Source organism: Caulobacter sp. GW821-FHT05F04, from assembly GCF_059419665.1.
In genome coordinates this window covers 106,065-130,308 of record NZ_JBWKSF010000005.1, presented here as the reverse complement: position 1 = coordinate 130,308, position 24,244 = coordinate 106,065, and the positions used below count along the sequence as shown (strand labels likewise).

The 24,244-nt window shown below is 67.4% G+C and carries 25 protein-coding genes and 1 tRNA gene; 10 read left to right on the top strand and 16 right to left on the bottom strand.

Annotated elements, in window-relative coordinates; all coding sequences use genetic code 11:
- Window positions 1-159 precede the first annotated feature (159 nt).
- Window positions 160-978: a 3-keto-disaccharide hydrolase gene (locus tag AC07R7_RS14860; RefSeq protein WP_494635683.1), complete on the top strand. Its 819-nt coding sequence runs from the start codon at window positions 160-162 to the stop codon at window positions 976-978.
- Between the two features lie 9 nt (window positions 979-987).
- Here AC07R7_RS14860 and AC07R7_RS14855 read toward each other — a convergent pair whose 3' ends face one another.
- From AC07R7_RS14855 to AC07R7_RS14830, 6 genes are read right to left on the bottom strand one after another with little or no spacing between them, the layout of a single operon-like run.
- On the bottom strand, window positions 988-1,479 hold the full coding sequence (locus tag AC07R7_RS14855) for a cupin domain-containing protein (protein ID WP_494635682.1): 492 nt from the start codon (window positions 1,477-1,479) through the stop codon (window positions 988-990).
- 21 nt (window positions 1,480-1,500) lie between these two features.
- A complete protein-coding gene (locus AC07R7_RS14850) occupies window positions 1,501-1,860 on the bottom strand; it encodes a c-type cytochrome (RefSeq protein ID WP_125158406.1) in 360 nt (119 codons plus the stop codon).
- Between the two features lie 34 nt (window positions 1,861-1,894).
- Window positions 1,895-2,950, bottom strand: a complete 1,056-nt coding sequence (locus AC07R7_RS14845; RefSeq protein WP_494635681.1) for a sugar phosphate isomerase/epimerase family protein — start codon at window positions 2,948-2,950, stop codon at window positions 1,895-1,897.
- On the bottom strand, window positions 2,947-4,083 hold the full coding sequence (locus AC07R7_RS14840) for a Gfo/Idh/MocA family protein (RefSeq protein ID WP_494635680.1): 1,137 nt from the start codon (window positions 4,081-4,083) through the stop codon (window positions 2,947-2,949). Before AC07R7_RS14840 ends, AC07R7_RS14845 begins: the two co-directional genes overlap by 4 nt.
- 11 nt (window positions 4,084-4,094) lie before the next feature.
- Window positions 4,095-5,033, bottom strand: a complete 939-nt coding sequence (locus AC07R7_RS14835) for a sugar phosphate isomerase/epimerase family protein (RefSeq protein WP_494635679.1) — start codon at window positions 5,031-5,033, stop codon at window positions 4,095-4,097.
- Window positions 5,034-5,057: 24 nt separating this feature from the next.
- A complete protein-coding gene (locus AC07R7_RS14830) occupies window positions 5,058-6,299 on the bottom strand; it encodes an MFS transporter (protein ID WP_494635678.1) in 1,242 nt (413 codons plus the stop codon).
- A gap of 136 nt (window positions 6,300-6,435) precedes the next feature.
- Between AC07R7_RS14830 and AC07R7_RS14825 the strand changes: the two genes are divergently transcribed.
- Entirely contained in the window at window positions 6,436-7,443 is a 1,008-nt protein-coding gene (locus AC07R7_RS14825; protein WP_494635677.1) for a LacI family DNA-binding transcriptional regulator, read from the top strand.
- Here AC07R7_RS14825 and AC07R7_RS14820 read toward each other — a convergent pair.
- Entirely contained in the window at window positions 7,440-8,216 is a 777-nt protein-coding gene (locus tag AC07R7_RS14820; RefSeq protein ID WP_494635676.1) for a 3-keto-disaccharide hydrolase, read from the bottom strand. The two genes, AC07R7_RS14825 and AC07R7_RS14820, sit on opposite strands and share 4 nt — an antisense overlap.
- A gap of 130 nt (window positions 8,217-8,346) precedes the next feature.
- On the opposite strand from AC07R7_RS14820, the gene AC07R7_RS14815 reads away from it, so the two are divergent.
- Window positions 8,347-9,228, top strand: coding sequence for a 3-keto-disaccharide hydrolase (locus tag AC07R7_RS14815; RefSeq protein WP_494635675.1), 882 nt, complete (start codon window positions 8,347-8,349; stop codon window positions 9,226-9,228).
- A gap of 59 nt (window positions 9,229-9,287) precedes the next feature.
- On the top strand, window positions 9,288-10,781 hold the full coding sequence (locus AC07R7_RS14810; RefSeq protein WP_494635674.1) for a putative 2OG-Fe(II) oxygenase: 1,494 nt from the start codon (window positions 9,288-9,290) through the stop codon (window positions 10,779-10,781).
- A 115-nt stretch (window positions 10,782-10,896) separates the two neighbouring features.
- On the opposite strand, the gene AC07R7_RS14805 is transcribed toward AC07R7_RS14810, so the two are convergent.
- Window positions 10,897-13,779, bottom strand: a complete 2,883-nt coding sequence (locus tag AC07R7_RS14805; protein WP_494635873.1) for a TonB-dependent receptor plug domain-containing protein — start codon at window positions 13,777-13,779, stop codon at window positions 10,897-10,899.
- Window positions 13,780-14,429: 650 nt separating this feature from the next.
- Between AC07R7_RS14805 and AC07R7_RS14800 the strand changes: the two genes are divergently transcribed.
- Together AC07R7_RS14800 and AC07R7_RS14795 are read left to right on the top strand one after the other, a co-directional pair.
- On the top strand, window positions 14,430-15,164 hold the full coding sequence (locus tag AC07R7_RS14800) for a 2OG-Fe(II) oxygenase family protein (RefSeq protein ID WP_492885303.1): 735 nt from the start codon (window positions 14,430-14,432) through the stop codon (window positions 15,162-15,164).
- Window positions 15,165-15,174: 10 nt separating this feature from the next.
- Window positions 15,175-15,699 carry a hypothetical protein gene (locus AC07R7_RS14795; RefSeq protein WP_492885305.1) on the top strand — a complete coding sequence of 175 codons (525 nt, stop codon included), beginning with the start codon at window positions 15,175-15,177 and terminating at the stop codon, window positions 15,697-15,699.
- Here AC07R7_RS14795 and AC07R7_RS14790 read toward each other — a convergent pair.
- The 7 genes from AC07R7_RS14790 to AC07R7_RS14760 form a co-directional block, all read right to left on the bottom strand.
- Window positions 15,696-16,406, bottom strand: a complete 711-nt coding sequence (locus AC07R7_RS14790; RefSeq protein ID WP_494635673.1) for a winged helix-turn-helix domain-containing protein — start codon at window positions 16,404-16,406, stop codon at window positions 15,696-15,698. The two genes, AC07R7_RS14795 and AC07R7_RS14790, sit on opposite strands and share 4 nt — an antisense overlap.
- Window positions 16,407-16,485: 79 nt before the next feature.
- Complete coding sequence (locus AC07R7_RS14785) at window positions 16,486-16,692, bottom strand: hypothetical protein (protein ID WP_492839168.1); 207 nt, start codon at window positions 16,690-16,692, stop codon at window positions 16,486-16,488.
- Between the two features lie 212 nt (window positions 16,693-16,904).
- Window positions 16,905-17,717, bottom strand: coding sequence for an MBL fold metallo-hydrolase (locus AC07R7_RS14780; RefSeq protein WP_492885309.1), 813 nt, complete (start codon window positions 17,715-17,717; stop codon window positions 16,905-16,907).
- Window positions 17,714-18,502, bottom strand: a complete 789-nt coding sequence (locus tag AC07R7_RS14775; protein WP_492885311.1) for a TatD family hydrolase — start codon at window positions 18,500-18,502, stop codon at window positions 17,714-17,716. Before AC07R7_RS14775 ends, AC07R7_RS14780 begins: the two co-directional genes overlap by 4 nt.
- On the bottom strand, window positions 18,499-19,503 hold the full coding sequence (locus AC07R7_RS14770) for a DNA polymerase III subunit delta' (protein WP_492885313.1): 1,005 nt from the start codon (window positions 19,501-19,503) through the stop codon (window positions 18,499-18,501). The genes AC07R7_RS14775 and AC07R7_RS14770 overlap by 4 nt, the downstream gene beginning before the upstream one ends.
- On the bottom strand, window positions 19,503-20,129 hold the full coding sequence (gene tmk, locus AC07R7_RS14765) for a dTMP kinase (protein WP_492885315.1): 627 nt from the start codon (window positions 20,127-20,129) through the stop codon (window positions 19,503-19,505). The genes AC07R7_RS14770 and tmk overlap by 1 nt, the downstream gene beginning before the upstream one ends.
- Window positions 20,130-20,184: 55 nt before the next feature.
- Entirely contained in the window at window positions 20,185-21,192 is a 1,008-nt protein-coding gene (locus tag AC07R7_RS14760; protein WP_494635672.1) for a septal ring lytic transglycosylase RlpA family protein, read from the bottom strand.
- Window positions 21,193-21,298: 106 nt separating this feature from the next.
- Between AC07R7_RS14760 and AC07R7_RS14755 the strand changes: the two genes are divergently transcribed.
- From AC07R7_RS14755 to AC07R7_RS14740, 4 genes are all read left to right on the top strand, one after another.
- Window positions 21,299-21,388 (top strand) — tRNA-Ser (locus tag AC07R7_RS14755).
- Window positions 21,389-21,425: 37 nt separating this feature from the next.
- Window positions 21,426-22,334: a class I SAM-dependent methyltransferase gene (locus AC07R7_RS14750; protein WP_494635671.1), complete on the top strand. Its 909-nt coding sequence runs from the start codon at window positions 21,426-21,428 to the stop codon at window positions 22,332-22,334.
- Window positions 22,331-23,068: a pseudouridine synthase gene (locus tag AC07R7_RS14745; protein WP_494635670.1), complete on the top strand. Its 738-nt coding sequence runs from the start codon at window positions 22,331-22,333 to the stop codon at window positions 23,066-23,068. The genes AC07R7_RS14750 and AC07R7_RS14745 overlap by 4 nt, the downstream gene beginning before the upstream one ends.
- Complete coding sequence (locus tag AC07R7_RS14740) at window positions 23,061-23,294, top strand: sulfurtransferase TusA family protein (RefSeq protein WP_494635669.1); 234 nt, start codon at window positions 23,061-23,063, stop codon at window positions 23,292-23,294. Before AC07R7_RS14745 ends, AC07R7_RS14740 begins: the two co-directional genes overlap by 8 nt.
- Here the strand turns inward: AC07R7_RS14740 and AC07R7_RS14735 are convergent.
- The gene (locus AC07R7_RS14735) at window positions 23,263-24,228 is read right to left on the bottom strand and encodes a YihY/virulence factor BrkB family protein (RefSeq protein WP_494635872.1); all 966 of its coding nucleotides are present in this window, start codon (window positions 24,226-24,228) and stop codon (window positions 23,263-23,265) included. The genes AC07R7_RS14740 and AC07R7_RS14735 overlap by 32 nt on opposite strands.
- Between the last annotated feature and the right edge of the window lie 16 nt (window positions 24,229-24,244).

The window sequence follows — 24,244 nt, the reverse complement described above, 5'->3', positions numbered from 1 at the left end:
CGCGGTCGCTCGATGGACCACGTCGGAAGCTGTAAGCCACGCGACGCCCCGACCTCGGCGAACCCCTCATTCTTGCCTGGAGGCTTCCATGAAATGGGTTACATTGCAAGAAAGCTCAGCGTTTCACGTCAAAATCGCCGAGCGCCTGGGAGGGATATGATGACGAGTTCGATGAGGCGTGCGCACCGGATGGCGGCGGGTCTGCTGCTGGCGCTGTGCGCGGGCGCGGCGAACGCCCAGGACGTCAAGGCCGGGCCCTGGCGGCCGCTATTCGACGGCAAGACCCTGACCGGCTGGACGGCGAAGGTCGCCAAGCATCCGACCGGCGAGAACTACCGCCAAACCTTCGTCGCTGACCACGGCGTGATCCGCGTGTCCTACGCCGGCTATGACAAGCTGGACGGTCAGTTCGGGCACCTGTTCTACAACACGCCGTTCAAGGCCTATCGCCTGAAGCTGACCTATCGTTTCCTGACCGAAGGCGGCCTGGCCGACACGCCAGCGTGGGCGCGCAGCAATAGCGGCGTCATGTTCCTCAGCCAAAGCCCCGAGAGCATGACCGTCGAGCAGCCCTTCCCGGTCTCGGTCGAGTTTCAGCTGCTGGGCAAGGATGGTGACGCGCCCCGCCCCACCGGGGCGGTCTGCACGCCCGGCCTGACCATCACCATCGACGGCGCGAAGGTGAAGGAGCACTGCACCCCGCCCGCCAAGGCTCCGACCATCCCAGACGGGACCTGGGTCCAGGCCGAGTTGGAAGTCCTGCCCAATGGCGAAATCACCCAGAAGATCAACGGCGTGGCCGTCCACCACTACGCGGGGGTGACCCTCGATCCCGACGACACCGTCGCGGGCGGGGCCAAACCCTACATCCTCGCGCGCGGCGCCCAGCCGGTCACGGAAGGCTACATCGCCCTGCAGAGCGAGGGCCACCCAATCGAGTTCAAGGACATTCAAATTCAAGAGCTGACGGCGCGGTAAGGCGCGCTGTCATTTCGCGCCGGGCAGTTTGACGCCCAGCAGGACGAGCCGCTCGCCGGTGATCCCGAACCAATGAGGCACGCCCGCCGGCACCAGGATGACGTCGCCGGGGCCCAGTGTCCGGGTGACGCCGCCTTCGATCTGGCCGCCCTCGGTCAGGTTGGCGTTCTTGACCTTCGGGTCGGTCATGGTTCCGCCAGAAACCAGCGTGCCGGCGCCGTCCAGAACGATGGCGTATTCGGCTTCGGCGGGGTGGACGGCGGGGCGACCGGGCTTCTTCCATATCTCGATCGCCGCCACGGTCGCGCCGTCGCGGACCAGGGGGCGCCACATGAACCCTTGGTCGGGTTTCATCGTGGCGAGCATGTCGCGCAGCTGGGCCTGGACATCCGCGCCGCTCGCGAAGCCGGTTGGGTCGGCGGCTTGAGCGCCGGCGATGCCCGGTGCGGCCAGCAGCAACGACGTCGCGCAGATCGTGAAGGTCCGAGCTATTGTCTTCACCGCGCCTCTCCCTCGCCAGGCCTACTTCTTCACCGACGTCAGGTACTCAATCACCGCCGCGCGCTGCGCGTCATCCGGCGCGCCCAGCAGCATCTTGGTGCCTGGGACCTTCTTGCCCGGCGCCTTGATGAAGGCGTCCAACTCCGCCGGCGTCCAGGTGATGCCCGAGGCCTTCATGGCGGCGCTGTAGGCGAAGCCCGGAGCGGTCCCGGCCTTGCGGCCCGCGACACCGGCCAAGGGCGGCCCCATCTTGCCTGGGGCGGGCCGCAGCGAATGGCAGACCGTGCAGCGCTGCTCGAACACCTGCTGCCCCGTGGGCGCGGCGACGGCGCTGGTCGCCATCCCCGCCAGAACGGCGGCGAGCATGAGCGGATACTTCATCGAGAAAACTCTCCGTCGGAATTTGGCGGCGGCCTTACAGACCCAATAGCCGGCGATTGCGGCCAGCGTCCGGCGCGCTGCCGGCGAAATCGTCGAACGCCTTGTCGGTCACCTGGATGATGTGGTCACGGATGAACGGCGCGCCTTCGCGGCCGCCCTGCTCCGGGTGTTTCAGCGCGCACTCCCACTCCAGCACCGCCCAGCCGTCGAAATCGTACTGGGCCAGCTTGGAGAAGATCGCCTTGAAGTCGACCTGACCGTCACCCAGCGAACGGAAGCGGCCAGGTCGGTCGACCCAGCCCTGATAGCCGCCATAGACCCCCGACTGGGCCGTCGGCCGGAACTCGGCGTCCTTGACGTGGAAGGCCTTGATCCGCGCGTGGTAGCGGTCGATGTAGCCCAGATAGTCCAGTTGCTGCAGCACGAAGTGACTGGGATCATACAGGATATTGGCGCGCGGATGGCCGCCGACCTCGTCCAGGAACCGCTCGAAGGTGGCGCCGTCGTGCAGGTCCTCGCCCGGATGGATCTCGTAGGCGACATCGACGCCGTTCTCTTCGAAGACGTCCAGGATCGGCTTCCAGCGACGGCCCAGTTCGGCGAACGCTTCCTCGATCAGGCCCGCCGGGCGCTGCGGCCAGGGATAGAAGTACGGCCAGGCCAGCGCGCCCGAGAAGGTGGCGTGAGCCTTGAGGCCCAGACGGCGGCTGGCGACGGCGGCGGCCTTGACCTGGCCCACGGCCCAGGCCTGGCGCTCCTTGGGCTTGCCGCGCAGTTCGGGCGGCGCGAAGCCGTCGAACAGCGCGTCATAGGCCGGATGCACGGCGACCAGTTGACCCTGCAGGTGGGTCGAGAGCTCGGTGATCTCCAGGCCATGCTCGGCTAGGAGCCCCGCGATGTCGTCGCAATAGGTCTGGCTCTCGGCGGCCAGGGCCAGGTCGAAGAACGAGTCCGCCCCGCCCGTCGGCATCTGCACGCCGACATAGCCAAGGTCGGCAACCCATTTGGCCATGGTCTCGAGCTTGTCGAACGGCGGCTTGTCACCGATGAACTGAGCCAGGAAGATGGCTGGTCCCTTGAGCGTCTTCATCGCGCGTCTCCTTCCAAGGCGACCCAACCGGCGTCGTCGCGGCTGGCGGCCACGGCGCGTTCGACGAAGGCCATGCCGCGCACGCCCGCTTGGATATCCGGCACGAACCCGCCGCCCCGCCCTTCGATGGCGTCGGCGAAGTCGCGATAGATATTGGCGAAGGCCTCGATGAAGCCTTCCGGATGGCCCGTGGGGAGCCGGGTGACCGCGCGCGCGGCGGGGCCTAGATAGCCCGAGCCGGCATGCAGCACCTGGCTGGGGCCGTCCAGCCAGTCGATCGTCAGCACGTTGGGATCCTCGTGCGACCAGGTCAGGCCGCCCTTCTCGCCATAGACGCTGAGCCGCAGGCCGTTGCGGGCCCCGGCTGAAATCTGCGAGGCGATCAGCACGCCGCGCGCGCCGCCTTCGAACCGCAGCAGCACATTGCAGTCGTCGTCCAGGCCGCGCCCAGGCACGACGGTCGAAACGTCCGCGCACAGGCGCTCGACCCGGTGGCCGGTCACGAACTCGGCGATGTTGAAGGCGTGGACGCCGATGTCGCCGATGCAGCCGCCGACGCCGGACTGCTTGGGATCGGCGCGCCAGCTGGCCTGCTTGTTGTCGCCGTCGCGCTCAAGCGGCCTTGACAGCCAGCCTTGGGAATATTCGACCACGACCTTGCGCACCGCGCCCAGATCGCCGCGCGCCACGATCTCGCGCGCCTCGCGGACCATCGGATAGCCCGTATAGGTATAGGTCAGGCCGTAGAGCTTGCCCGACGCCGCGACGATGCCCGCCAGATCCTGGGCCTCGGCCAGGTTCAGGGTGGCGGGTTTGTCGCTGATCACGTGCAGCCCGCCCTTCAGCGCGGCGGCGGAGACGTCGAAGTGCAGGTGGTTGGGCGTGACGACCGAAACGAGGTCGACGCCGTCCTCGCGCGCCCGCTCGGCCGCTATCATCGCGCGATGGTCCGGATAGACCCGGTCGGGCGCGACGCCCCAGGCGGCGGCGGCCTTGGCGCTCTTGGCCGGGTCGCGGCTGAACACCCCGGCGACCAGCCGGATGCGGCCGTCCAGCTCGGCGGCCATGCGGTGCACCGGCCCGATGAACGAGCCCGGACCGCCGCCGACCATGGCCATTCGCAAGGGGGCCATCCGCAAGCTCATCAGGCGACGACCTTGGCCAGGTAGTCGTAGCTGATCTTGGCCGACTCGAGGCGAGCATGGGCGAACGGCGGCTCCTGCTCGTAGTAGAAGCCGCGGACGCCGGCGGCGTAGGCGGCGGGCAGCAGGTTCTTCCAGTCGATCATGCCGCTCCCGACCTCGGTCGGGTCCTGCTTCAGTTCGAAGTTGGTCTTGGTCGTCGCCTTGACGTCCTTGACGTGCATCTGGGTGAAGCGGCCCGGATGAGCCTTCAGCAGGGCCAGTGGATCGTGGCCGGCGGCCGTGACCCAGCCGGCGTCCATTTCGAAGGTCACCACGCTAGGATCCGTGCCGTTCAGCAGGATTTCCATGCCGTTGGTGTCGACACCCTTAGCGTCCTTGAGGGGCGCGAACTCGAAATTGTGGTTGTGATAGCCGGCGGTGATGCCGGACTTCTTCAGCACGGCGGCCTTCTCGTTGAGGAAGTCGGCGTTCCACTTCCAGTCGTCGGCCGTCATCTGCACGCCGGCCTGGCGCAGGTCGGCGCCCAGGCGGTCGGGGATGTAGAAGATCGGCATCATCACCGACGTCACGCCGATCACGTGCATCTCGTCGGCCAGCTTGGAGAGATCCCCACTGAAACCGCCTGGCCCCTTGGGCGCGATGTGGGCGCTGGGACAGACCAGGCCCGCCTTGTCGAAAGCGGCGCGCAGTTCGGCCGGGGTGCGGCCGAGGTAGCCGGCCAGCTCGACCGACTTGAAGCCGATCTTGGCGACCGTGGCCAGCTGGGCGTCCAGCTCCTTGGCCAGGTCCGGACCCAGGCTGTAGAGCTGAATGCCGACCGGCAGCTTGTGGCGCTGGAAGAACGGCGTCGCCGCCGCGCTGGCGCCGCCAGCCAGGGTCGCGGCCAGGAGGGCCGCGCCGGCGCCCAGAAGGCCACGCCGAGAAAGGTGTTCGTGCACGAGGCTTTCCTTTGCTGAAGGGGCTTAGACTTGGGCCGGGCTGGCCGTGGCGGGGAGCTCGTCGGTCTCCGTCACCGGGCCGCGCGACGGCGGACGGAAGAACAGCGCCAGCAGGCAGACGGCCGCCAGGGCCATGCCGGTCGGAACCATGAACAAGGTAGTGTAGTCGACGGCTCCGCCCGCGCTCAGGCGGCTGATCAGTGTCGGGAACAGGAAACTGGCGACGACATTGCCGACGCCCAGGATCAGCAGGTTGAACAGTCCCTGGGCGCTGGAGCGGACGTCCTTGGGGAACACCGCGTCGACGAAGATGTACACGGTGGCGAAGAAGAAGGCGTAGCAGATCCCGTGCAGCAGCTGCACGGCCACGATGACCGGGATGCTGTCGGCGAAGAAGGCGAACACCGCGAAACGCGCGGCGTGGCCCAGCACGCCGATGATCATCGTCACTTTCCAGCCCAAGCGCACCAGCACCCGGCCCAGCAGGAACATGGTCAGGATCTCGGCCACCTGACCCAGGCTCAGGACGACCATGCTGAGGTTGCCGGCGATCCCGACCCTATTGGTCAGGAAGGCGTCGGCCATGACGAAGTAACCGTTGTGGATGACGCTATCGATGAAGGTGACCACGAACAGCACCAGCACGAACGGCGCGGCCAGCAGCTTGAAGGCGCGACGCCAGGCCAGATTGTCGATGTCCGGCGCGTCCCTGCGGGCCGGGGTATGCGGCAGGGTCAGGGCGTAGCCGGCGAACGCGAACGAGACGATCGCCGCGACCAGGAAGATCCAGCGCACCTGCTCGACCGAGGAATGCGCGCCCAGCAGGAACACGAAGGGCCAGCTGACCAGCACCCAGCCGACCGTTCCGCCCATGCGCACCGGGCCGAAACCGGCGGCCGGGTCCTTCAGGTTGGCGAAGGCGATCGAGTTGGTCACCGACAGGGTCGGCACATAGACCAGGCTGAAGATCAGGTAGCAGGCGAAGAACGGCCAGAAGCTGGTCGCGAAAGCCGTGCCCACCAGGGCCAGACCGCCGATCAGGTGGCTGGCGGCCAGGAACCGTTCGGCCGCGAAATTGCGGTCGGCGAACTGGTTGGAGAAGAAGATGCCGACCAGGGCGGCCACGCCCCAGGCGCTGCCAACCATCGACTGCTGCCAGGGCTCGAAGCCCAGCATGCCCATGTAGGGAAAGATCTTCGGCGCCCAGGCGCCCCAGATCGCCAGCTGCAGCACCATCATCACGAAGAGCCGGACGCTCGTGTTCATGGACCTGGCCTCCCCGACCAGTTTGGGCGGCTGGTTTCGCCCTTTTGGACGCCCTCCGCTCCGATGTAATCGAAATCATCGATAACAGGGGTCGGTCTGCTTGCCAAGCTGTCGGCTTGTCGCCAGTGTCCGGCCGATGGCGACCATTCAAGATGTTGCGCGCGAGGCGGGCGTCTCCACGGCGACGGTTTCACGCGTGTTCAGCGCGCCCGAGCTGGTGCTGGAGACCACCCGCAACAAGGTGATGGAGGCGGTCAACCGCCTGGGCTACGAGCCGAACTTCGCGGCCAAGAGCCTGCGCACTCTGCGGACGGAGAAGATCCTGGTCACGGTGCCGGACATCTCCAACCCGTTCTTCTCGCAGGTGATCCGGGGCGTCGAGGAAGCCGCTCTGGCCGCCGGCTATTCGGTGCTGCTGGGCGACACCCGCCACGAGGAGACGCGCGAGGAGCAGTACGCGGCCATGTTCCGCCGCAAGGAGGCCGACGGCCTGATCTTCCTGGGTCACCGCCTGCCCGACGTGCTGGCCGACATGGTCGCCGCCAAGGGCCCCAGGACGCCAATCGTCAACGGCTGCGAGTTCCGGCCGGGCCTGGCCGTTTCCAGCGCCCGTATCGACAACGACCGCGCCGCCGCCGAGGTTGTCGACTACCTCTACGGCCTGGGCCACACCCGCATCGGCGTGGTCACCGGTCCGCTGGCCAGCCCGATCAGCAGCGACCGCCTGGCCGGCGTGCTGTCGGCGGCCCAGCGCCAGGGCCGCGCCAGCGCCCTGCGCATCGCCATCGGCGACTTCTCGATCGAGTCCGGCGTGCGCCAGACCGGCGAGCTGCTGGACGAGCCCGGTCGGCCAACGGCGATCTTCTGCTTCAGCGACGAGATGGCCATGGGCGCTCTGGAGGCGATCCGCCAGCGCGGCCTCACCTGCCCCGATGACGTGTCGCTGGTCGGCTTCGACGACATCCGCTTCGCCCAATACCTGCATCCGAAATTGACTACGGTCAGCCAGCCCAAGGAGCAGATCGGCCACGAGGTGGTGCGCCTGCTGATGGATATCCTCAGTGGCCGGGCCACCGCGCTGCAGAACGTCACCCTGCCCCACCAGCTGGTCATCCGGTCGAGCACGGCCTCGCCGCCCAGTTAGCGCGGCGCCAGTTCGCGGACCCAGATGTTACGGAAGCTGATCGGCGCGCTGGGGTCGCCGTGCGCCTGCAGCTTGATCGGCGCGGGCCCGTGGGCCGTGTAGCTGGGCTTGCCGATATAGACCGTCTCGCCGGCCAGCACCGCGTGGTCCTGCACGAGTACGCCGTTGTGGATCACGGTGACCACGGCGGGCGTCATGAGCGCCCCGTCCGCGCCGAACACCGGCGCGCGCCAGACGATATCGTAGGTCTGCCACGCGCCCGGCTGGCGGCTGGCGTTCACCAGGGGCGGATGCTGCTTGTAGACGCTGGCCGCCTGACCGTTGACGTAGGTCGGGTTTTGGAAACTGTCGAGGATCTGCACCTCGTACCCTTTGTCGCCGGCCCCGGTGGACGCCAGGAAGACTCCGCTGTTGCCGCGCGCCTGGCCCGAGCCCGTGATTCCGGCCGGGACGCGCCATTCCAGATGCAGCTGGTAGTCGCGGAACGCCCGCCGGGTCTCGATATTGCCCTTCGACTTGTCGACGGTCAGAACGCCGTCGGCGACTATCCAGGCGGCCGGCGCCTTGTCCCTGACCGAAACCCATTGGTCCAGGTCACGTCCGTCGAACAGCACCATCGCGTCGAAGGGCGCGCCGCCCGGAGCAGCCGCTGGCGTGACGATCGGCGGAACCGGACTCCAGACCTCGGTCTCCGCCGGCTTCGTCTGGGCCATGGCGGCGGACGCGGCCAGCAGGCTGGCGGCGGCGAGCGTGAGGATGGATCGGGTCAGCATGCGGCGCCTGGGCTCCCTGTCGGACGGACCAGACTATGCGGCGCCCGGGCGTCGGCCAATACGACCACGACATTCTTGACAACGCTGTCCGACAATCGGCGACTAGGAGGCGGGATCGCGGGAGGACGACATGATCAAGACCATGGCCATCATGACGTTACTGGCCGCCGCGTCCTCGGCGCTGGCGGAGACACGTCCGTCCTTGGCGCTCGGCGAAATCCCCGAGGCCTCAGGGCCGGCGACGACGTTGTTCAACGGCAAGGACCTGAACGACTGGCGCCCGTGGCTCGGCTATGCCGATCCGGCCCTGACCTACAAGCGCCCCGCCTTGGCGCCGCTCGGGCAGACGCCGCTGAGCAGCGAGATCTTCAAGGTCGTGGTCGAGGACGGCCGTCCGGCGATCTATGTCAACGGCAAGACCTGGGGCAGCCTGGTCCACACGGGCGACTTCCGAAACTATCACCTGCGCCTGCAGTACAAGTGGGGACCCGGCCGCTGGCCGCCGCGCGAAGCCCAGGCGCCGAACAACGGCCTGCTCTACCACTCGCACGGCGCGCCGGGCGTCGTGTGGGGCACCTGGAGCCAGGCGGTCGAGTTCGAGATCATGACCGGCTCGATCGGCATGGTGGTGCCGGTCGGCGAGGCGATCAGCGTCGTCGCCGACGCGGTCGACGACCCCAGCCTGATCAAGCCCAACCTGCGCTTTTCGCCGAAGGGCCGAGCGGTCACCGCCAAGGGCGGCGCGGCGAACTGGAATATCGAGGCCTATAGCGACGCCGAGAAGCCGGCCGGCCAGTGGAACACCCTGGATCTCTATGTGCTGGGCGACCGCGCCGTCCATGTCGTCAACGGCGTTCCGGTCATGGAGGTCCGCGACCTGAAGGCCAATGGCCTGCCCCTGACCCACGGCGCGATCCAGCTGCAGTCGGAAGGCGCGGAGACTTTCTTCCGCGACATCGTGCTGGAGCCGATCACCACGCTTCCGAAAGTGACGGTCGGCGCGCCGCGATAGTCCTATGAATGGACCCTGCGTCTTTCTAGGATCGGGCTCTTCGTAATTCGCCGCGCCCCATGACCGACTCGCTCACGCAGAACGCCTGGACCCTCATCGATCACGGCCGAGCGGCTGAAGCGCTGAGCCTCACTGAACGCTCGGCCCAGACCGGCGGCGCGACGCCGAGCCTGCTGATGGCGCACGCCGCGGCGCTGAAGGCCCTGGGTCGGGTCGACGACGCCGTGGCGTTCAACCGGCGCGCCGTGAAGCGGGCGCCGACCGATCGCTTCGCCTGGTACAATCTGGCCGCCACGCTGGGCGACCTGAACATCGACGCCGAGGCTGAAGCCGCCGCGCGGCGGACCCTTGCTCTGGGTCTGGACGCTCCGGAGGTCTGGCTGGTGCTGGGCAAGGCGCTGCAAGGCCTGCGCCGCTACGATGACGCCGAACAGGCTTTCATGGCGGCCCTGGCGCGCCGGGCCAACTATGCGGCCGCGCATCTGGACCTGGCCCAGCTGCGCTGGATGCGCTCGGGAAGACAGCACGAGGCTCTGGCCGTGCTGGAGGCCGTGCTGCGGCAGCATCCCGACGATCCCGGCCTGTGGCTGATCAAGAGCACCGTGCTGACCTTCGCCGGCGATCACGCGGCGGCCGACGCCACGCTGGCGGAGGCGCTGAGGGCCTCGCCAAACGATGTTCTGCTGCGGCTGGCGGCCGCGCGCGCGGCCGGCGCGGTCGACGACGCCGGCCGCATGCTCGCCCATGCCGAGGCGGCCCAGCGCCTGGCGCCCGCCGCGCCGGAAGTTCACGCCGTGCTCTGCGAGGCCTTGCTGGCGAACGGCCAGGCTCGGGCGGCCGCCGAGACCGCCGAGCGTCTGGTCGCGGCCACGCCCCAGGACCAGTACGCCCTGGCCCTGCGCAACACCGCCTGGCGGCTGACGCGGGATCCTCGCCTGGCGCCGTTTGGCGACTACGATCAGCTCGTGCGCGCCTATCGCCTGGAGACGCCGGACGGGTGGAGCGACCTGGAGACCTTCCTGGAGGCGTTGCGCGCCCGGCTGCTGGAGCTACACGACCTCAAGACCCATCCGCTGCAGCAGTCCCTGCGCGGCGGCACGCAGGTTCCGTCGCTGGACCGTTCGGCGGATCCGCTGGTGCGAGCCTTCTTCGCCTCGGCCCGCAAGGCCGTGGCGCGCTATATCGAGGATCTCGGGCCAGGCGAGGATCCGATCCGGAACCGACGCTCGGCGGCCTTCGACTTCGCCGGCGGCTGGTCGGTGCGCCTGCGCTCCGACGGCTTCCACGCCGATCATGTCCATCCCAAGGGCTGGATTTCCTCGGCCTTCTATCTGGACCTGCCGGCCGTCGTCGATGACGGCGAGGCGCGCGAGGGCTGGCTGCAGTTCGGCCGGCCGGGATGCGGGACCTCTCCCGCCCTGCCCGCCGAGCACATGGTCAAGCCCGAGCGCGGGACGCTGGTGCTATTCCCCTCATGCTTCTGGCATGGGACCCGACCGTTCTCCGACCCCGGGCACCGCCTGACCGTGGCCTTCGACGTCACGCCCCGTTGAGGTTTCTCTAAGACGCTGAAACAGAACAAAAAAGGCCCGCCCCGAGTAATCGAGGCGGGCCTTTTCCGAAGAAATCCCCTCCCCGACGCCGAAGCATCGGAGAGGTTCAGGTCTCTTAGTAGCGCAGGCGAGCGTTCAGGAAGAACATCCGGCCCATCACGTCGTAAACGGCCGGATAGCCGCTGTTCGACGGAGAGGCGTTGCCGCCCAGGATCGGATAGGATTCCTGGGTCAGGTTCCGAACACCAGCGGTGAAGGCGACGTTGTCGTTGAGGTTCCAGTCAGCCGACAGATCCCAGTAGTTCTTCGCGCCGATACGCTCGACCGTGTACTTGGTCGTCGGCGCGTCGTCGATCACGTCGTCCAGGTGGCTCCACACCAGGTTGACGCCAACATTGTTGAAGCGCCAGTTGGCGGCGGTCCGCAGCTTATGACGCGGGATCGGGTTGACGCCGAAGCCACGACAGCGGTTACCGAACTTGTCGGCGCACTTGACCGGGGCGGAGATCTCGTCCGGCGTGATCGTGTACAGCCACGTGTTGGTATACAGCGAGCGAATCGCCAGCGTACCCCAGTCCGGCAGACCCAGGTTTTCAAGCGAGGTCTTATAGGTCACGCCAAGGTCGAGACCTTCCACTTCACGCGCGGCGACGTTCTGGTTGGTCGAAACCACGTAGTCGATCGAGCCGTTGGCCAAGCGAACGATGGCCTTGCAGTACGGCGAGTTCGGATTGCCGTTGACCAGCGGGCCATAGCAGACGTTCATCAGGTTGGCGGTGCCGCCACCGAAGGTGTCGATCGCGTTGTTCACCTTGATGTTGTAGAAATCAAGGGTGAACGACAGGCCCGAAATCCACGACGGGGTGTAGACCGCGCCGAGGGTCAGCGTCTTGCCTTGTTCCGGACGCAGGTTCGGGTTGCCGCCCGTCAGGGTCTGGGTTTGCTGGTTGGCGTTGATCAGACCAACGACGCTGGCCGACACGCCCGAGTTGATGCAGGCCTGACGGACCGCGGCGTTCGGCGCGCCTCGGGCCGAGCACGGGTCGGTGGAGGTCGGGAAGCTGTTGCCCTGCGGGGCGTACAGTTCGCCGATCGACGGGGCGCGGATCGCCTTGTTGTACGAGGCGCGCAGCATCAGGTCGTCGAACACCTTCCACGAACCGGCGACCTTATAGGTCTTCACCGGGTGCGGTTGGCCCGTGTAGTCCGAGGTGCGGCCAGCCAGCTCCAGGTCCAGGGACTTGATGAGCGGCAGGTCCTTCAGCAGCGGGACGAGCAGTTCGGCGTAGCCTTCGTAGACGTCGAAGCGACCGGAAACCGGCGGGCTAGCGTTGAAGCCCGTAAGGTTGCCAGTGGCCAGGTCCTGGCTGGGGTTGAAGGCGAAATCCTCGGCGCGATACTCGAAGCCGACGGCGAAGCCGATCGGACCGGCCGGCAGCGAGAATTGGTTGGCCGTGTCACCGTTGATGTTGAAGCCGCCGTACTGCTGCTCATAGTCCTGCGCCGAGTTGATGCGCGTCTTGATGAACTCGGCCGCGGCCGGCGACATGGTGCCTTGACCGAAGATGTTCACCGGCACGCAGCCGCCCGACGGATCCGCGCAGGCGGTGCCGGTCGAGTTCAGCAGCAAGCCCTGCTGGATGCGGGCCAGGCTGGTGTCGCCCAGCAGCGTATTGCTGCCGTGGGTGTTGCCGTATTGATAGTAAAGATCGAAACCGCCGTTGATGGCCTCGATGTCGCCCTTCAGGCCCAGTTGCATCTGGAAGCCCGAGAAGTTGAACGACGAGACACGCGGGCCAACGTCGCTGAGGCGCTTGTTGAACACGCCGGTGACGGTGTCGTAGAGGCCGTCGCCGTCGGTGTCGACGTCGGTGTAGGTGCCGGTCGCCCACGGGCTGGAGGTGGGGATCGAATAGCTCGAGCTCGAACCCAGGCTGTTCAGGGCGGTCTTGGAGGCCCCGGTCAGGAACGGGTTGTTGTCCAGCGAGAAGCGGAAGATGCGGCTGCCGACCGGGGTCGGGGCCAGTTGGGTGACGACCTTCGAGTTGACGAAGTTACCCTTGGCGTAGGCGGTCAGGCCCGGCTTGATCTCGTAGCTGGCCAGCGACGTGACCGAGAAGCGCTCTTGCGGGGTCTGCAGATAGTTGACCGGCGCGAAGTTGTAGGTGTCGGTGTTCTGGTCATACAGGCGGACGTCGCCGGTCGGCAGGAAGTAGGCCGAGTTGGCGGCGCTGTTGGTGACGCCGGGCAGGGTCACGAACTTGCCAGACACGAACGGATCGACGCGGCCCGGCTCCATCGAGCCCGAGCCCGAGGGCACGAAGCCGGTGCGAGCGGCGTTGTCACCCCAGGCGCTGGCCAGCATACCGCCGCGCTCGCCCTGAGTCAGGGCTTCGCGCTTGTTGTAGCCCAGGCTCAGAACGACGTTGCCCTTCCGATCGGCGAAGTTGGCGCCCATCGTGAGGTCCGCCGTGTAGATCGGGGCCTCCCCCTTGTCGGTCTGCTGGTAGCCAGCCGAGAACTCAAGGCCCTCGAAGTCGTTCTTCATGATGAAGTTGACCACGCCGGCGACGGCGTCCGAACCGTAAACGGCCGAGCCGCCGCCCGACACGACGTCGATGGCCTTGATCAGGGCGGTCGGGATCAGGTTCAGGTCGACGGTGCCGCTCGAGCTGGTCGGGGTCTGGCGCTTGCCGTCCACCAGCACCAGGGTGCGGTTAGAGCCGAGGCCGCGCAGGTCGACCGTGGCCGTGCCGTTGCTGCCGTTGTTGACGTTCGAGGTGATGCCCGGAACGGCCTGCGGCAGGGTGTTCAGCAGGTTTTCGGTGTTCACCACGCCCGACTGCTTCAGTTCGGCGGCGCCGACTTGAGCGATCGGGCTCGAGGACGTCAGGTCCGGACGCGCGATGCGCGAACCGGTGACGACGATCTCTTCGACCTGAGCGGAGTCGCTCGGCGCGGCCGCTTGCTGCGCCCAGGCGCCGGCGGCCGGCAGCATGAAGCCGCAGAGGATCGAAGACGCCAGCAGGCGCTTTCTACGAGTGGTTACACTAAACAAATTCCACCTCCAAAACCTATACGCCGAGCTCTGCGGATGAGCATGCGGCGCTCCCCCTGTCCCCCCTGGAACCGGGTTTTGCGGGCAAGAGTGGAATTGGACGACCTCCGGTCAATCAGCCAGAAGGCGCGAATGCCCAGGAAATTTCCACCTGTTACCCAAATGTAACGCACCTGACACAAGCCCCGGCATCGATGCGGTCAAGACTGTGCGTTTTCAAGGGGATGGATGCAGCCAGCTTCTTTGCAAATCCGCAATGCTGTAGATTATATACGAAGTAATCAACCACCCAGAGATGACTTCGCCTCAGTGCAGTGACGACGCCGATACAGTTCGCCCCCCAACGAGCGGGAGGAAAATATTCTTTCATAAACTCAGTTCGAGGCGTCGGTATGCTGGCCTAGGGGCGATGACGGGGCCTTCCGTGCGATAATATTCACTTCTCGACTTGAATGGCGCGCAGGTCCGCGACAAGTCGCCCCAGGTACTGGCGATTTAAGCCACAGCGGCAGTTGCACGGGAACGAAAAGCACCGCTTGAATAAAATCCGAGCAAATCCATGCTCGCGATCCCGCACCGACGAGTCCCGCATGCCCGCGCACCCTCCCCTCAGAATCAACAGCGACTTGCCGATCGAGACGTTCGCGAAGCGGTTCGCGCGGGAAGGCTATGTGCAGATTCCGGTCTTCCTGGTTCCGGCCGACGCCGAGGCGGTCGCCGGAGCGATGGAAGGCCTGACCTGGAACATCGTCGCGCCCGACGAGACGTCGGAGACGCTGGTCATCACTCCGGACGTGATCAAGAAGTTCGGCGAGGCCCAGGTCCGACAGTTCCTGCAAGGGGCGATCAAGCGCGCCGCGACGGGCTTTTCCTTCGTGCACCTGTCCTATGCCATGCAGGACGAATATCTGCGCGCTCCAGAAGCGCCGATCCATCGCGCGACGCAGTTCCTGCAGAGCGAGGACTTTCTCGATTTCGGCCGCCGCGTGATCGGCGCGCCGGCCGTGACGGGCGTCCGGATCCAGGCGTCCTACTATCGCCCCGGCGATTTCCTGACGCTGCACGACGACCGCCACCGCAAGGATACGCGCCTGGCCGCCTTCACCTTGGGCTTCACCCGGAAGTGGCGCGCCGACTGGGGCGGCCAACTTCTCTTCCATGACGCCGATGGCAACGTCACGCGCGGCTTCAAGCCGGAGTTCAACGTACTGACCTTGTTCAAGGTGCCCGCCGCCCATTCGGTGGCCCAGGTCGCCTCGTATGCCGACGCCAAGCGGATGTCGCTGACTGGATGGCTGCTGGGCGACGCCCAGCAAGCCGCATAAGGAGTTCGAGATGACCAAGCTGTTGCTCGCCGCCGCGATCGCTCTCGCCGCCGCTCCCGCTTTCGCCGCCGAGCCCGCCGAGCCGGCGGTCATCGCGGCGCTGAAGGCCTGCCGCGCCATCACCACCGACGCCGAGCGGTTGGCCTGCTACGACAAGGCCGCCCAGTCGGTGACCAAGGCCCAGGAAACCGGCGAGGTCATCATCATCGACAAGCAGACCGCCCGCGCCGCGCGGCGCCAGGCCTTCGGGCTGGAGCTGCCGACGCTGTCCATCCTCGACAAGGGCGCCGACAAGGCCGAGACCGAGAAGCTGCAGTCGATGGTCAAGAGCGCCAGGGTCGACGCCGAGCAACGGCTGGTCGTCACGCTGGAGGACGGCGCGGTCTGGCGCCAGATCGACGACACCATGCTGGGCAAGCCGCCCAAGGCCGGCGACATGATCGAGGTCCGCAAGGCGGCCATGGGCAGCTACATGATGAAGATCGGCAGCCAGCCGGCCATCCGCGTGCGTCGCATGGAGGTCGGTGGGCGTTAACTCGCGTCGTCGGCGAATCGGTAGCCGACGCCCGGCTCGGTCCGCAGCAGCTTGGGCGACGCCGGGTCGGCCTCCAGCTTCTGGCGCAGTTGGCCGACGAAGACGCGCAGGTACTGGGTGTCCCGTGCATGCGCGGGGCCCCAGACGGCGGTCAGCAGTTCCTTGTGGGTCAGCACCTTGCCATGACCCAGCGCCAGGCGGATCAGGACGTCGTATTCGCGCGGCGACAGCTTCACGGCCTCGCCCGCGCGGGTGACGCGACGCTTCTCCAGGTCGATCTCGATGTCGCCGGCGCGGATCGGCCCGCTGGGCGCCTGGGCGCGACCGGACTGGCGCATCGCCGCGCGCAGCCGGGCCAGCAGCTCTCCCACGCCGAAGGGCTTCTCGACATAGTCGTTGGCGCCGCGATCCAGCGCCTCGATCTTCTCGATCTCGCGGTCGCGAGCCGACAGGATCAGGATCGGACCGTCGTAGAACGCCCTGGCCTTCTCCAGCACATCCTTGCCGTCCATGTCGGGCAAGCCGAGGTCCAGCACCACGGCGTCGGGCGACCACAGGGCGATGGCGCGCAGGCCTTCCTGGCCGCCGTCGGCGCGTAGCGGCTCGTAGCCCGCCGCATCCAGGGCCGGGCCTAGGAAGCGATGGATCTGCGGCTCGTCGTCGATGACGAGGATGCGTTGGCGCGCGCCGGTCCCAAGGGAGCTCATGAAGCGCTCATAGCAGATCACGCGGCGAGGCGACGACCTTGAGCGGACTGATGAGGTTAGGGGGCCGGATCGTCGCGGATCAGGCGGCCACTCGGGCGTCGAGCAGCGCCAGCTTGGCCAGGATGCGCTCGAGGGTCGAGCGCTTCACCGGCTTGCCGTCGCGCAGCTTGGTCCAGGTGGTTTCGCTGATGGCGTAGCAATCGAACAGGTGCTCGCGCGTCACCGCCGGCAGACGCGAGCGGAGGCGCTGGAAGACTTCTCGGGAAATGGTGACGGTTTCAGCCATGGGAGGTCTGGTCGGTGACGCACGGGAGAATGACTCTACCGCGTCCCTATGACGGTGTTGTTGGACAAGCTTATTTCAACGCTGTTACGTGAAGCCAAGTTTTCGCCAAACTCGGCAAAAGTTGCGAAGATGCGAGCGCAGCGCCGCCTAAAACGCGAACGGCGCCTTGAAGCGGCGCGGCTAGAGAACTCCGCGGCCCTCCGAAAAGTTGCCTAGAGCGTGAACCGCAAACCGTCATAGCCGGCCTCGACGCCCGGCGGCAGGCGCGCGGTCAGGGCGTTGTAGTCGAGGTCGATGTGCAGATTGGTCAGGATGGCCCGCTTCGGCCTGACCTTGGCGATCCATTCCAGGGCCAGCTCGACGTGGGCATGGGTCGGATGCGGCGTCCAGCGCAGAGCGTCGACGATCCAGACATCGAGATCGGCCAGGTCGGCCCAGCTTCCGTCGGGAATGGCGCGGACATCCGGGGTGTAGGCCACCCCGCCGAAGCGATAGCCGACCGCGCGGATCTCGCCGTGGTCCACATCGAAGGTGTGGACAGGGATCGAGCCGCTGGGGCCGTCGATCTGGAAATCCTCGCCCAGCGGCGGGATCAAGCGCGGTTCCAGGATGGCCGGATAGCCGCCGCGCGTCTTGAAGATGTACTCGAACCGCGTCAGCAGGCCGTCGTGCGTGGCCTGGTCCATCCAGGTCGGGATGCGGACCCGCTGATTGAGGAAGAACGGTCGCAGGTCGTCGATGCCGTGGGCCTGGTCGGCGTGATCGTGCGTGAACAGCGCCGCGTCGACCCGCTTCACCCCCGCCTTCGCGGCCTGCAGGCGCAGGTCCGGCGAGGTGTCGACAACGACAGTGGTCTCGTGGAGCGCCCCGCCCTCGTCCTCGCCCTTCCTCCGCACGAGCAGCGAGCAGCGCGAGCGGTGGTTCTTGAGCTCGGCCGGATCGCAATCGCCCCAATTGCCGTCGGCGCGCGGAACGCCGCCGGACGAGCCGGAGCCCAGGATGGTGAACTCCAGCGGGCCGGTCATGGACGGGGGATCCTGTCGAACAGGTTGAAGAAGGCGTCCTCGGTGCGGGCCTCCGTGTCGGCTCGGCTCCAGCCCCGGATTTCGGCCAGCTTGTCGTAGATATGCGGCAGATAGGCCGGCTCATTGCGGCGGCCGCGCATCGGTACGGGAGCCAGGTACGGGCAGTCGGTCTCGACGATGATCCGGTCGGCGGGCATGTCGCGGATCACCTCGCGCACGTCCTCGGCCGCCTTGAAGGTGGCGATGCCCGACACCGAGAACCAGGCGCCCAGCGCGATGGCGCGAGCCGCCAGGGCCGGACCGCTGGTGTAGCAGTGCATCAGGATCTTGAATGGCCCGGCCGCGTGTTCCTCCTCGAGGATCTGACCCATCACATCGTCGGCCTCGCGGGTGTGAACCACCAGCGGCAGGCCGCTCTCGCGCGCGGCGATGCAGTGCTGGCGGAACACCTGGGCCTGCACCTCGCGCGGCGACAGATCGTAGTGGAAATCCAGACCGCATTCGCCGATGCCGATGACGCGCGGACGCTGGGCCAGTTCGACCAGGCGCGCGGCGGTCAGGCCGGGGTCTTCCTTGGCTTCATGCGGGTGCGTGCCGACCGTGCACCAGACATCCGGCTCGGCCATGGCGATGGCGTGGACGGCCTCGAAGGACGAGACCTTATCGCAGATGGTGACCATCAGGGCGACGCCCGCCTCGCGAGCGCGGGCGATGACGGCGTCCTTGTCCTCGGCGAACTGGGGGGCGTGGAGATTCACGTGGCTGTCGATGAGCATGCCGCTCAAATCGCCGTCTTGGCCGCCGCGCGCAAGTCCGAGATGACGCTCCAGAACACATCGGCGCGGTCGAGGTTCACGGCCTCGGCCTCACCCGGCGCATTGGACAGCCGCTCCCACGCGACCGCCCAACGGTCGAGCCCGGGCGAGTTCTTGCCGTCGGCCGCGACTTGGGTGGCGAAGATCCGCACCTGATCGGCCATGCGGTCCATCAGGAGTTCGAACCGCGCCGCGCCCTCGGCGCCGCGGAAGGTGTCGGTCAGGGCCAAGAGCGCGCCTTCGTCCAGCTTGGGCAGGCCGCGCAGAATCTCGTTGGCCGCGTCGTCCATCTCGATGGCCTTGGCGGCGGCCAGTTGCAGCGCCTTGCCTGGCGCGCCGTGGGCCATGCGGGCCAGGCGTTCGGCGTCGCGCCCAGAGACATCCGCCATGCGCTCGACCATCTCGGCGGCGGCCCGCACGCCCGGCGCGGGCACGGCCAGGCGGCGGCAGCGCGAGCGGATGGTGGGCAGGAGCTTACCGGGCGCATGGCTGATCAGCAGGATCACCCCGCGCGGCGGCGGCTCCTCCAGCGTCTTCAGCACCGCGTTGGCGGCGTTGACGTTGAGGTCGTCGGCCGCATCGATGATCGCCACCCGATAGGGCGAAATGGCCGGCGTCGTGGAGAAGAACTCCGGCAGTTGGCGGGCCTCGTCGACCGGTATCGATTTCCTTGCCTTGCCGTCGTCGGTCAGCCGCTCCAGCACCATCAGGTCGGGATGCGAGCGGGCGGCGACCTGGCGGCTGACCACGTCGGAAGGCGCGGCGCCCAGCAGGCCCATCGACGGATCGGGCTTCGCGCCCAGCAGGCGGCGGGCCATGCGATAGGCCAGGGTCGCCTTGCCCACGCCCTCCGGGCCGGTCAGCAGCCAGGCGTGGTGCAACCGGCCACGATCCAGGGCGTCGAGGAACGCGGCCTCGGCGGCGGACTGGCCCTCCAGGCCGTACACGTCGCGCGGATGGGCCGGGGTCATCAGAGCGCCAGCCGTTGGGCCACGGCCTCGCTGATCGCGGCGGTCACCGCGTCCAGTTCGGCGTCGGCGTCGATGACGACGCAGCGCTCGGGTTCGCGGCGGGCGATCTCAAGATAGCCGGCGCGCAGACGCTGGTGGAAGTCTAGACCCTTGGACTCGAACCGCGCCGCCCCGCCCCGCGCCTCGGCCCGGCTCAAGCCGACCTCGGCCGGCAGATCCAGGATCAGGGTCAGGGTCGGGATCGTGCCGTTCAGAACGTGATCCTCCAGCGCCGCGATCAGGCTGGCCGGCGCGTCGCCGCCCGCGCCCTGATAGGCCCGCGTGGAATCGGCGAAGCGGTCGCACAGCACGACCTTGCCTTCGGCCAGCGCCGGACGGATCACCCGCTCCAGGTGGTCGCGACGCGAGGCGTACATCAACAGGGTCTCGGTGACCGGCGACCAGCGGTCGGCCGCGCCGTTGACCAGCAACTCCCGGATGGCTTCAGCGCCCGGGCTGCCGCCCGGCTCACGGGTGACGACGACGTCATGGCCGGCCGCTCGCAGCCGCTCGGCCAGGCGGCGGATCTGGGTGGACTTGCCCGCCCCCTCCCCGCCTTCGAAACTGATGAAAGAACCCTGGGTCACCCGGCCTCATTCGACCGGTTTCCGAGGCTTGTCCAGAGGCGCTTACGCCCCCTTGCTAGGGACGAAGGACCGTGGCGCCCTGATAGCCCAGTGACTCGACCCGCTGGCGCAGGCTCCAGGCCTCGCCCTCGTTCGGACCGGCCGAGACCGTGACGCGGTAGAGCGTGCCGCTGGCCCGCTCGATCGCGTCGATCTGGGCCTGGCCGGCGCCCGAAAGCTGACGCACGGCCCTCTCCGCGTTCTCGCGGCTGGAGAACGAGCCGGCCTGAACCCGGAAGCCGGACTTGGCGGCCGAGGCATAGACTCGATCGGGGATCCGGTCGGGCGGATTGATCTGCGGCGCGGATTGCTGGATCGGCGCGCTCCAGTCCGGATCGGGCTGGCGCGAGGGGATGACCTGCACGCGCTGGGTCGGTTCCTTGATATCGTCGAAGCTGCGCTCGCGCGGCGGAGGCGGAGCTTGCGTGACAGCGTACTGGCGCGGGCCGTCGAAGGCGTTCCTGGACGCCGGGCCGACATACTTCACCCGCACGCGGGCCACACCCTGGCGATAGTAGCCCAGCTGCTGGGCGGCGGCCTTGGACAAGTCGATGACGCGATCGCCGACGAACGGCCCGCGGTCGTTGACCCGCACGATCATCTTCCTGCCGTTGTCGAGGTTGGTCACCTCAACCAGGCTGGGCAGCGGCAGGGTCTTATGAGCGGCCGACGGGACATCCATGTCGAACATCTCGCCATTGGCGGTGCGGCGGTTGTGAAACTGCTCGCCGTACCAGGAGCCGACGCCGACGACGTTGTAGTCCTTGTCCTGGCGCGGATAGTACCAGACGCCATTGATCTGATAGGGCTTTTCCGTGCCGCGCAAAGGCTTGCCGTCGCGGCCGACCGTGGAGCCGGAGCGCGGCGACGAACCGCGCGTGGTGTCATTGCGGGCGCTGGCCGTGTAACCGGACTTGCCGACGCCGTACTTGGGCGTGGCGCAGGCGGCCAGACTCGCGGCCGCCAGGGCCATGAGGCCGAGGGTGCGCGCAATCCGCCAAACCTGATCGATACGCTGGTTCATCCAATGGTCGTCCAGACGGGCCCACACCCCTTCCGAGTTCACATCGTCGCCGGTTTGTTTTGAAGTCTGGTTAAGGCGCGGACGCGCTGATATAGCCGCCTGCTCCGGGCAGGTGGCCGAGTGGTTTAAGGCAGCGGTCTTGAAAACCGCCGTAGGTGAAAGTCTACCGTGGGTTCGAATCCCACCCTGCCCGCCAGAACTCTTGGCGACCGGAAAACCCTTTCAGGACAAGCATGTCGGCTTCCAATACCGCGATCTATGGCCAGGCCGATCATGATCTGGCGCCGTCCGCGGCGGACGCCGCGCAGCTGTCGCCGCTGATCGCCGGTTCGCGGGACATCGCCTCGGTTCCGGACGAATCCTTTACCACCGTGACCGTTCGCGCGCCCGCCGGCGCGGTGGAGCGACGATTTGTCCTCGCCCAGGCGTTGCGCGTCCTGGCCCCGGGCGGCCGCCTGACCGCCTTCGCCCCGAAAGATCGGGGCGGCCTGCGCCTGAAGAAGGAACTCGAGGCCCTGGGCTGCGAGGTTGGCGAGAGCGCCCGTCGCCACAACCGCATCTGCCTCGTGGTCCGCCCCGCCGTGATCAAGGGCCTGGCCGAGGCCATCGCCGCCGGAGCCCCGCGCCAGATTTCCGAGAACGGCCTATGGACCCAGCCCGGCGTGTTCAGTTGGGATCGCCTGGACGCCGGCACCAACGCCCTGCTCCAGGTTCTGCCGCCGTTCGCCGGAGCCGGGGCCGATTTCGGCGCGGGCATCGGCCTGCTGGCGCTCAACGTCCTGGCTTCGCCGAAAGTCACCAAGCTGACCCTGGTCGAGCTGGACCGCCGCGCGCTGGACGTGGCCCGCCGCAACGTCTCCGACCCGCGCGCCGAGTTTGTCTGGGGTGACGTCCGTCAGACCGAACTGAAGGATCTCGACTTTATCGTCAGCAATCCGCCGTTCCATGATGGCCGCGGCGAGGACAAGACCCTGGGCCAGGCCTTCATCGCCTCGGCCGCCGCCGCCCTTCGCAAGGGCGGGGCGCTGTGGATGGTGGCCAATCGCCACCTGCCGTACGAGGCGATCCTGGGCGAGAGCTTCGCCAAGGTCGGCCTGATCGCCGAGGGCGGCGGCTACAAGGTCTTCGAGGCCCGTAAATGACGAAAGCGCTGATGGCCCGGCTGGACCGGCTGTTGGCCAATCTCGGCTACGGCAGCCGCAAGGACGTCCAGGCCCTGGTCGCCAGCGGCAAGGTCGTGCTGGACGGCAAGATCCTGAAGGACGCCGGGGCCCGCATCGCCGTCGACGCCGCGCTGCCCGAGCGTATGACCATTCGCGGCGTCGCGGTCGATCCGCCGGCCCCGCTGGTGCTGCTGATGCACAAGCCGCTGGGTGTGACGTGCTCGCACAAGGAAGATGGCGAGAAGATCTACGATCTGCTGCCGCGCCGCTGGCGGTTGCGCGATCCCGGCCTGTCGACGGTCGGCCGCCTGGACAAGGACACCAGCGGCCTGATCCTGATCACCGACGACGGGGACTTCCTGCACCGGGTGATCTCGCCCAAGAGGCACGTGCCAAAGACCTACCTGACCACGCTCGACCGCACGCTGAAGGGCTCCGAGGGCGAGGTTTTCGCCGCCGGAACGCTGATGCTGGACGGCGAGGAAAAGCCGCTGCTGCCGGCCCAGCTGGACGTCGTCGACGACAAGACCGCGCGGCTGACCATCACCGAGGGCCGCTATCACCAGGTCCGCCGGATGTTCGCCGCCGTCGGCAACCACGTGGTCACGCTGCATCGCGAGCGGATCGGCGGCCTTACCCTACCCGTCGACCTGGAGCCTGGCCAGTATCGCATCCTGCCGGCCAACGAGGCCGAGGCTGTCTTCGATGTCTGAACCGATCCTGGTCGATGCGCGCGGCCACCACTGCCCGGTGCCAACCCTGAAGCTGCGCAAGGCTCATGAGGCCGCTGCGCCGGGAGCCGAGCTCGTTCTGCTGGCCACCGATCCCATGGCCCGCATCGACGTCCCGCACTTCGCCAGTCAGATCGGCGCGAGCGTGCTGGAGATCACCGACCAGGAGGGCGGAGTCATCCGTTTTCATATTCGGAAGGCGCCTTGAGCGGGATCGCCCTGGGCCCCTCCAGCAGGGCCTGGGGACGTTCGTCCAGGGCGATCTCGACCTCGGTGGCCAGGGCGCCGCCGAAGAAGATGGCGTTCACGCTCCACGACAGCCAGATCAGGAAGATGATCACGGCCGAGATCGAGCCGTAGGTCGCGCCCAGGTGGACGACCTTCTCGACGTAGAAGGCGCTGGCCCAGGACATGAAGACGCACAGGGCCGCAGCCGCGACACCGCCCGAGATCGAGGCGCGCCAGCCCACGACCTCGCGCGACATGGCGTAGCGGTAGACCAGACTCATCCCGACCACGATGCCGAAGCTGGCCCAGGTCCATTCCGACTGGATCCACGAGACCCCGGCCAACGGCTTCAGATCCAGGGCCGCGCTCAGCAGGCGCAGGGTCAGAAAGACCCCCGACATGAAGAACAGCAGCCCGAAGGCGGCCATCAGCACCAGCAACGCCATCAGGTTGAAGCCGAAGAAGCCGCGCTGGTCCTCCTCGTCGTGGATGAACGAAAGCCCCGCCAGCAAGGCCTTGAAGCCGCGGTGGGCGGCGTAGGCGCCGACGATCAGCACCACGCCGCTCTGCAATGAGATGGTCTGGCCGGGCGCATGGGCGAGGCGAGAAAGCTCGTCCTGGAACATCGAGCGGGCGCCGGAGGGAATCAGTTCGGCCAGCTTGGTCGCCTGGCGCGCGGCGCTCTCGGGCGTCAGGAAGAAGCTGTAGAGGCCGATCAGAATCGCCAGGCCCGGGAACACGGCCAGCAGCGCGAAAAACGAGACGCCGCCGACGTACAGCATGACGTCGCGACCCCACAGGCGCGACAGGGCCAGGCCCAGCACGCGGAGGATTTCACGAACCCAATGGATCGGATCAAGCTGAAGGTCGCGCCAACGAATGTGGTGCTGCGGATCTTGCATCCGGCGGACCATGGCGATGCGGGCCTCC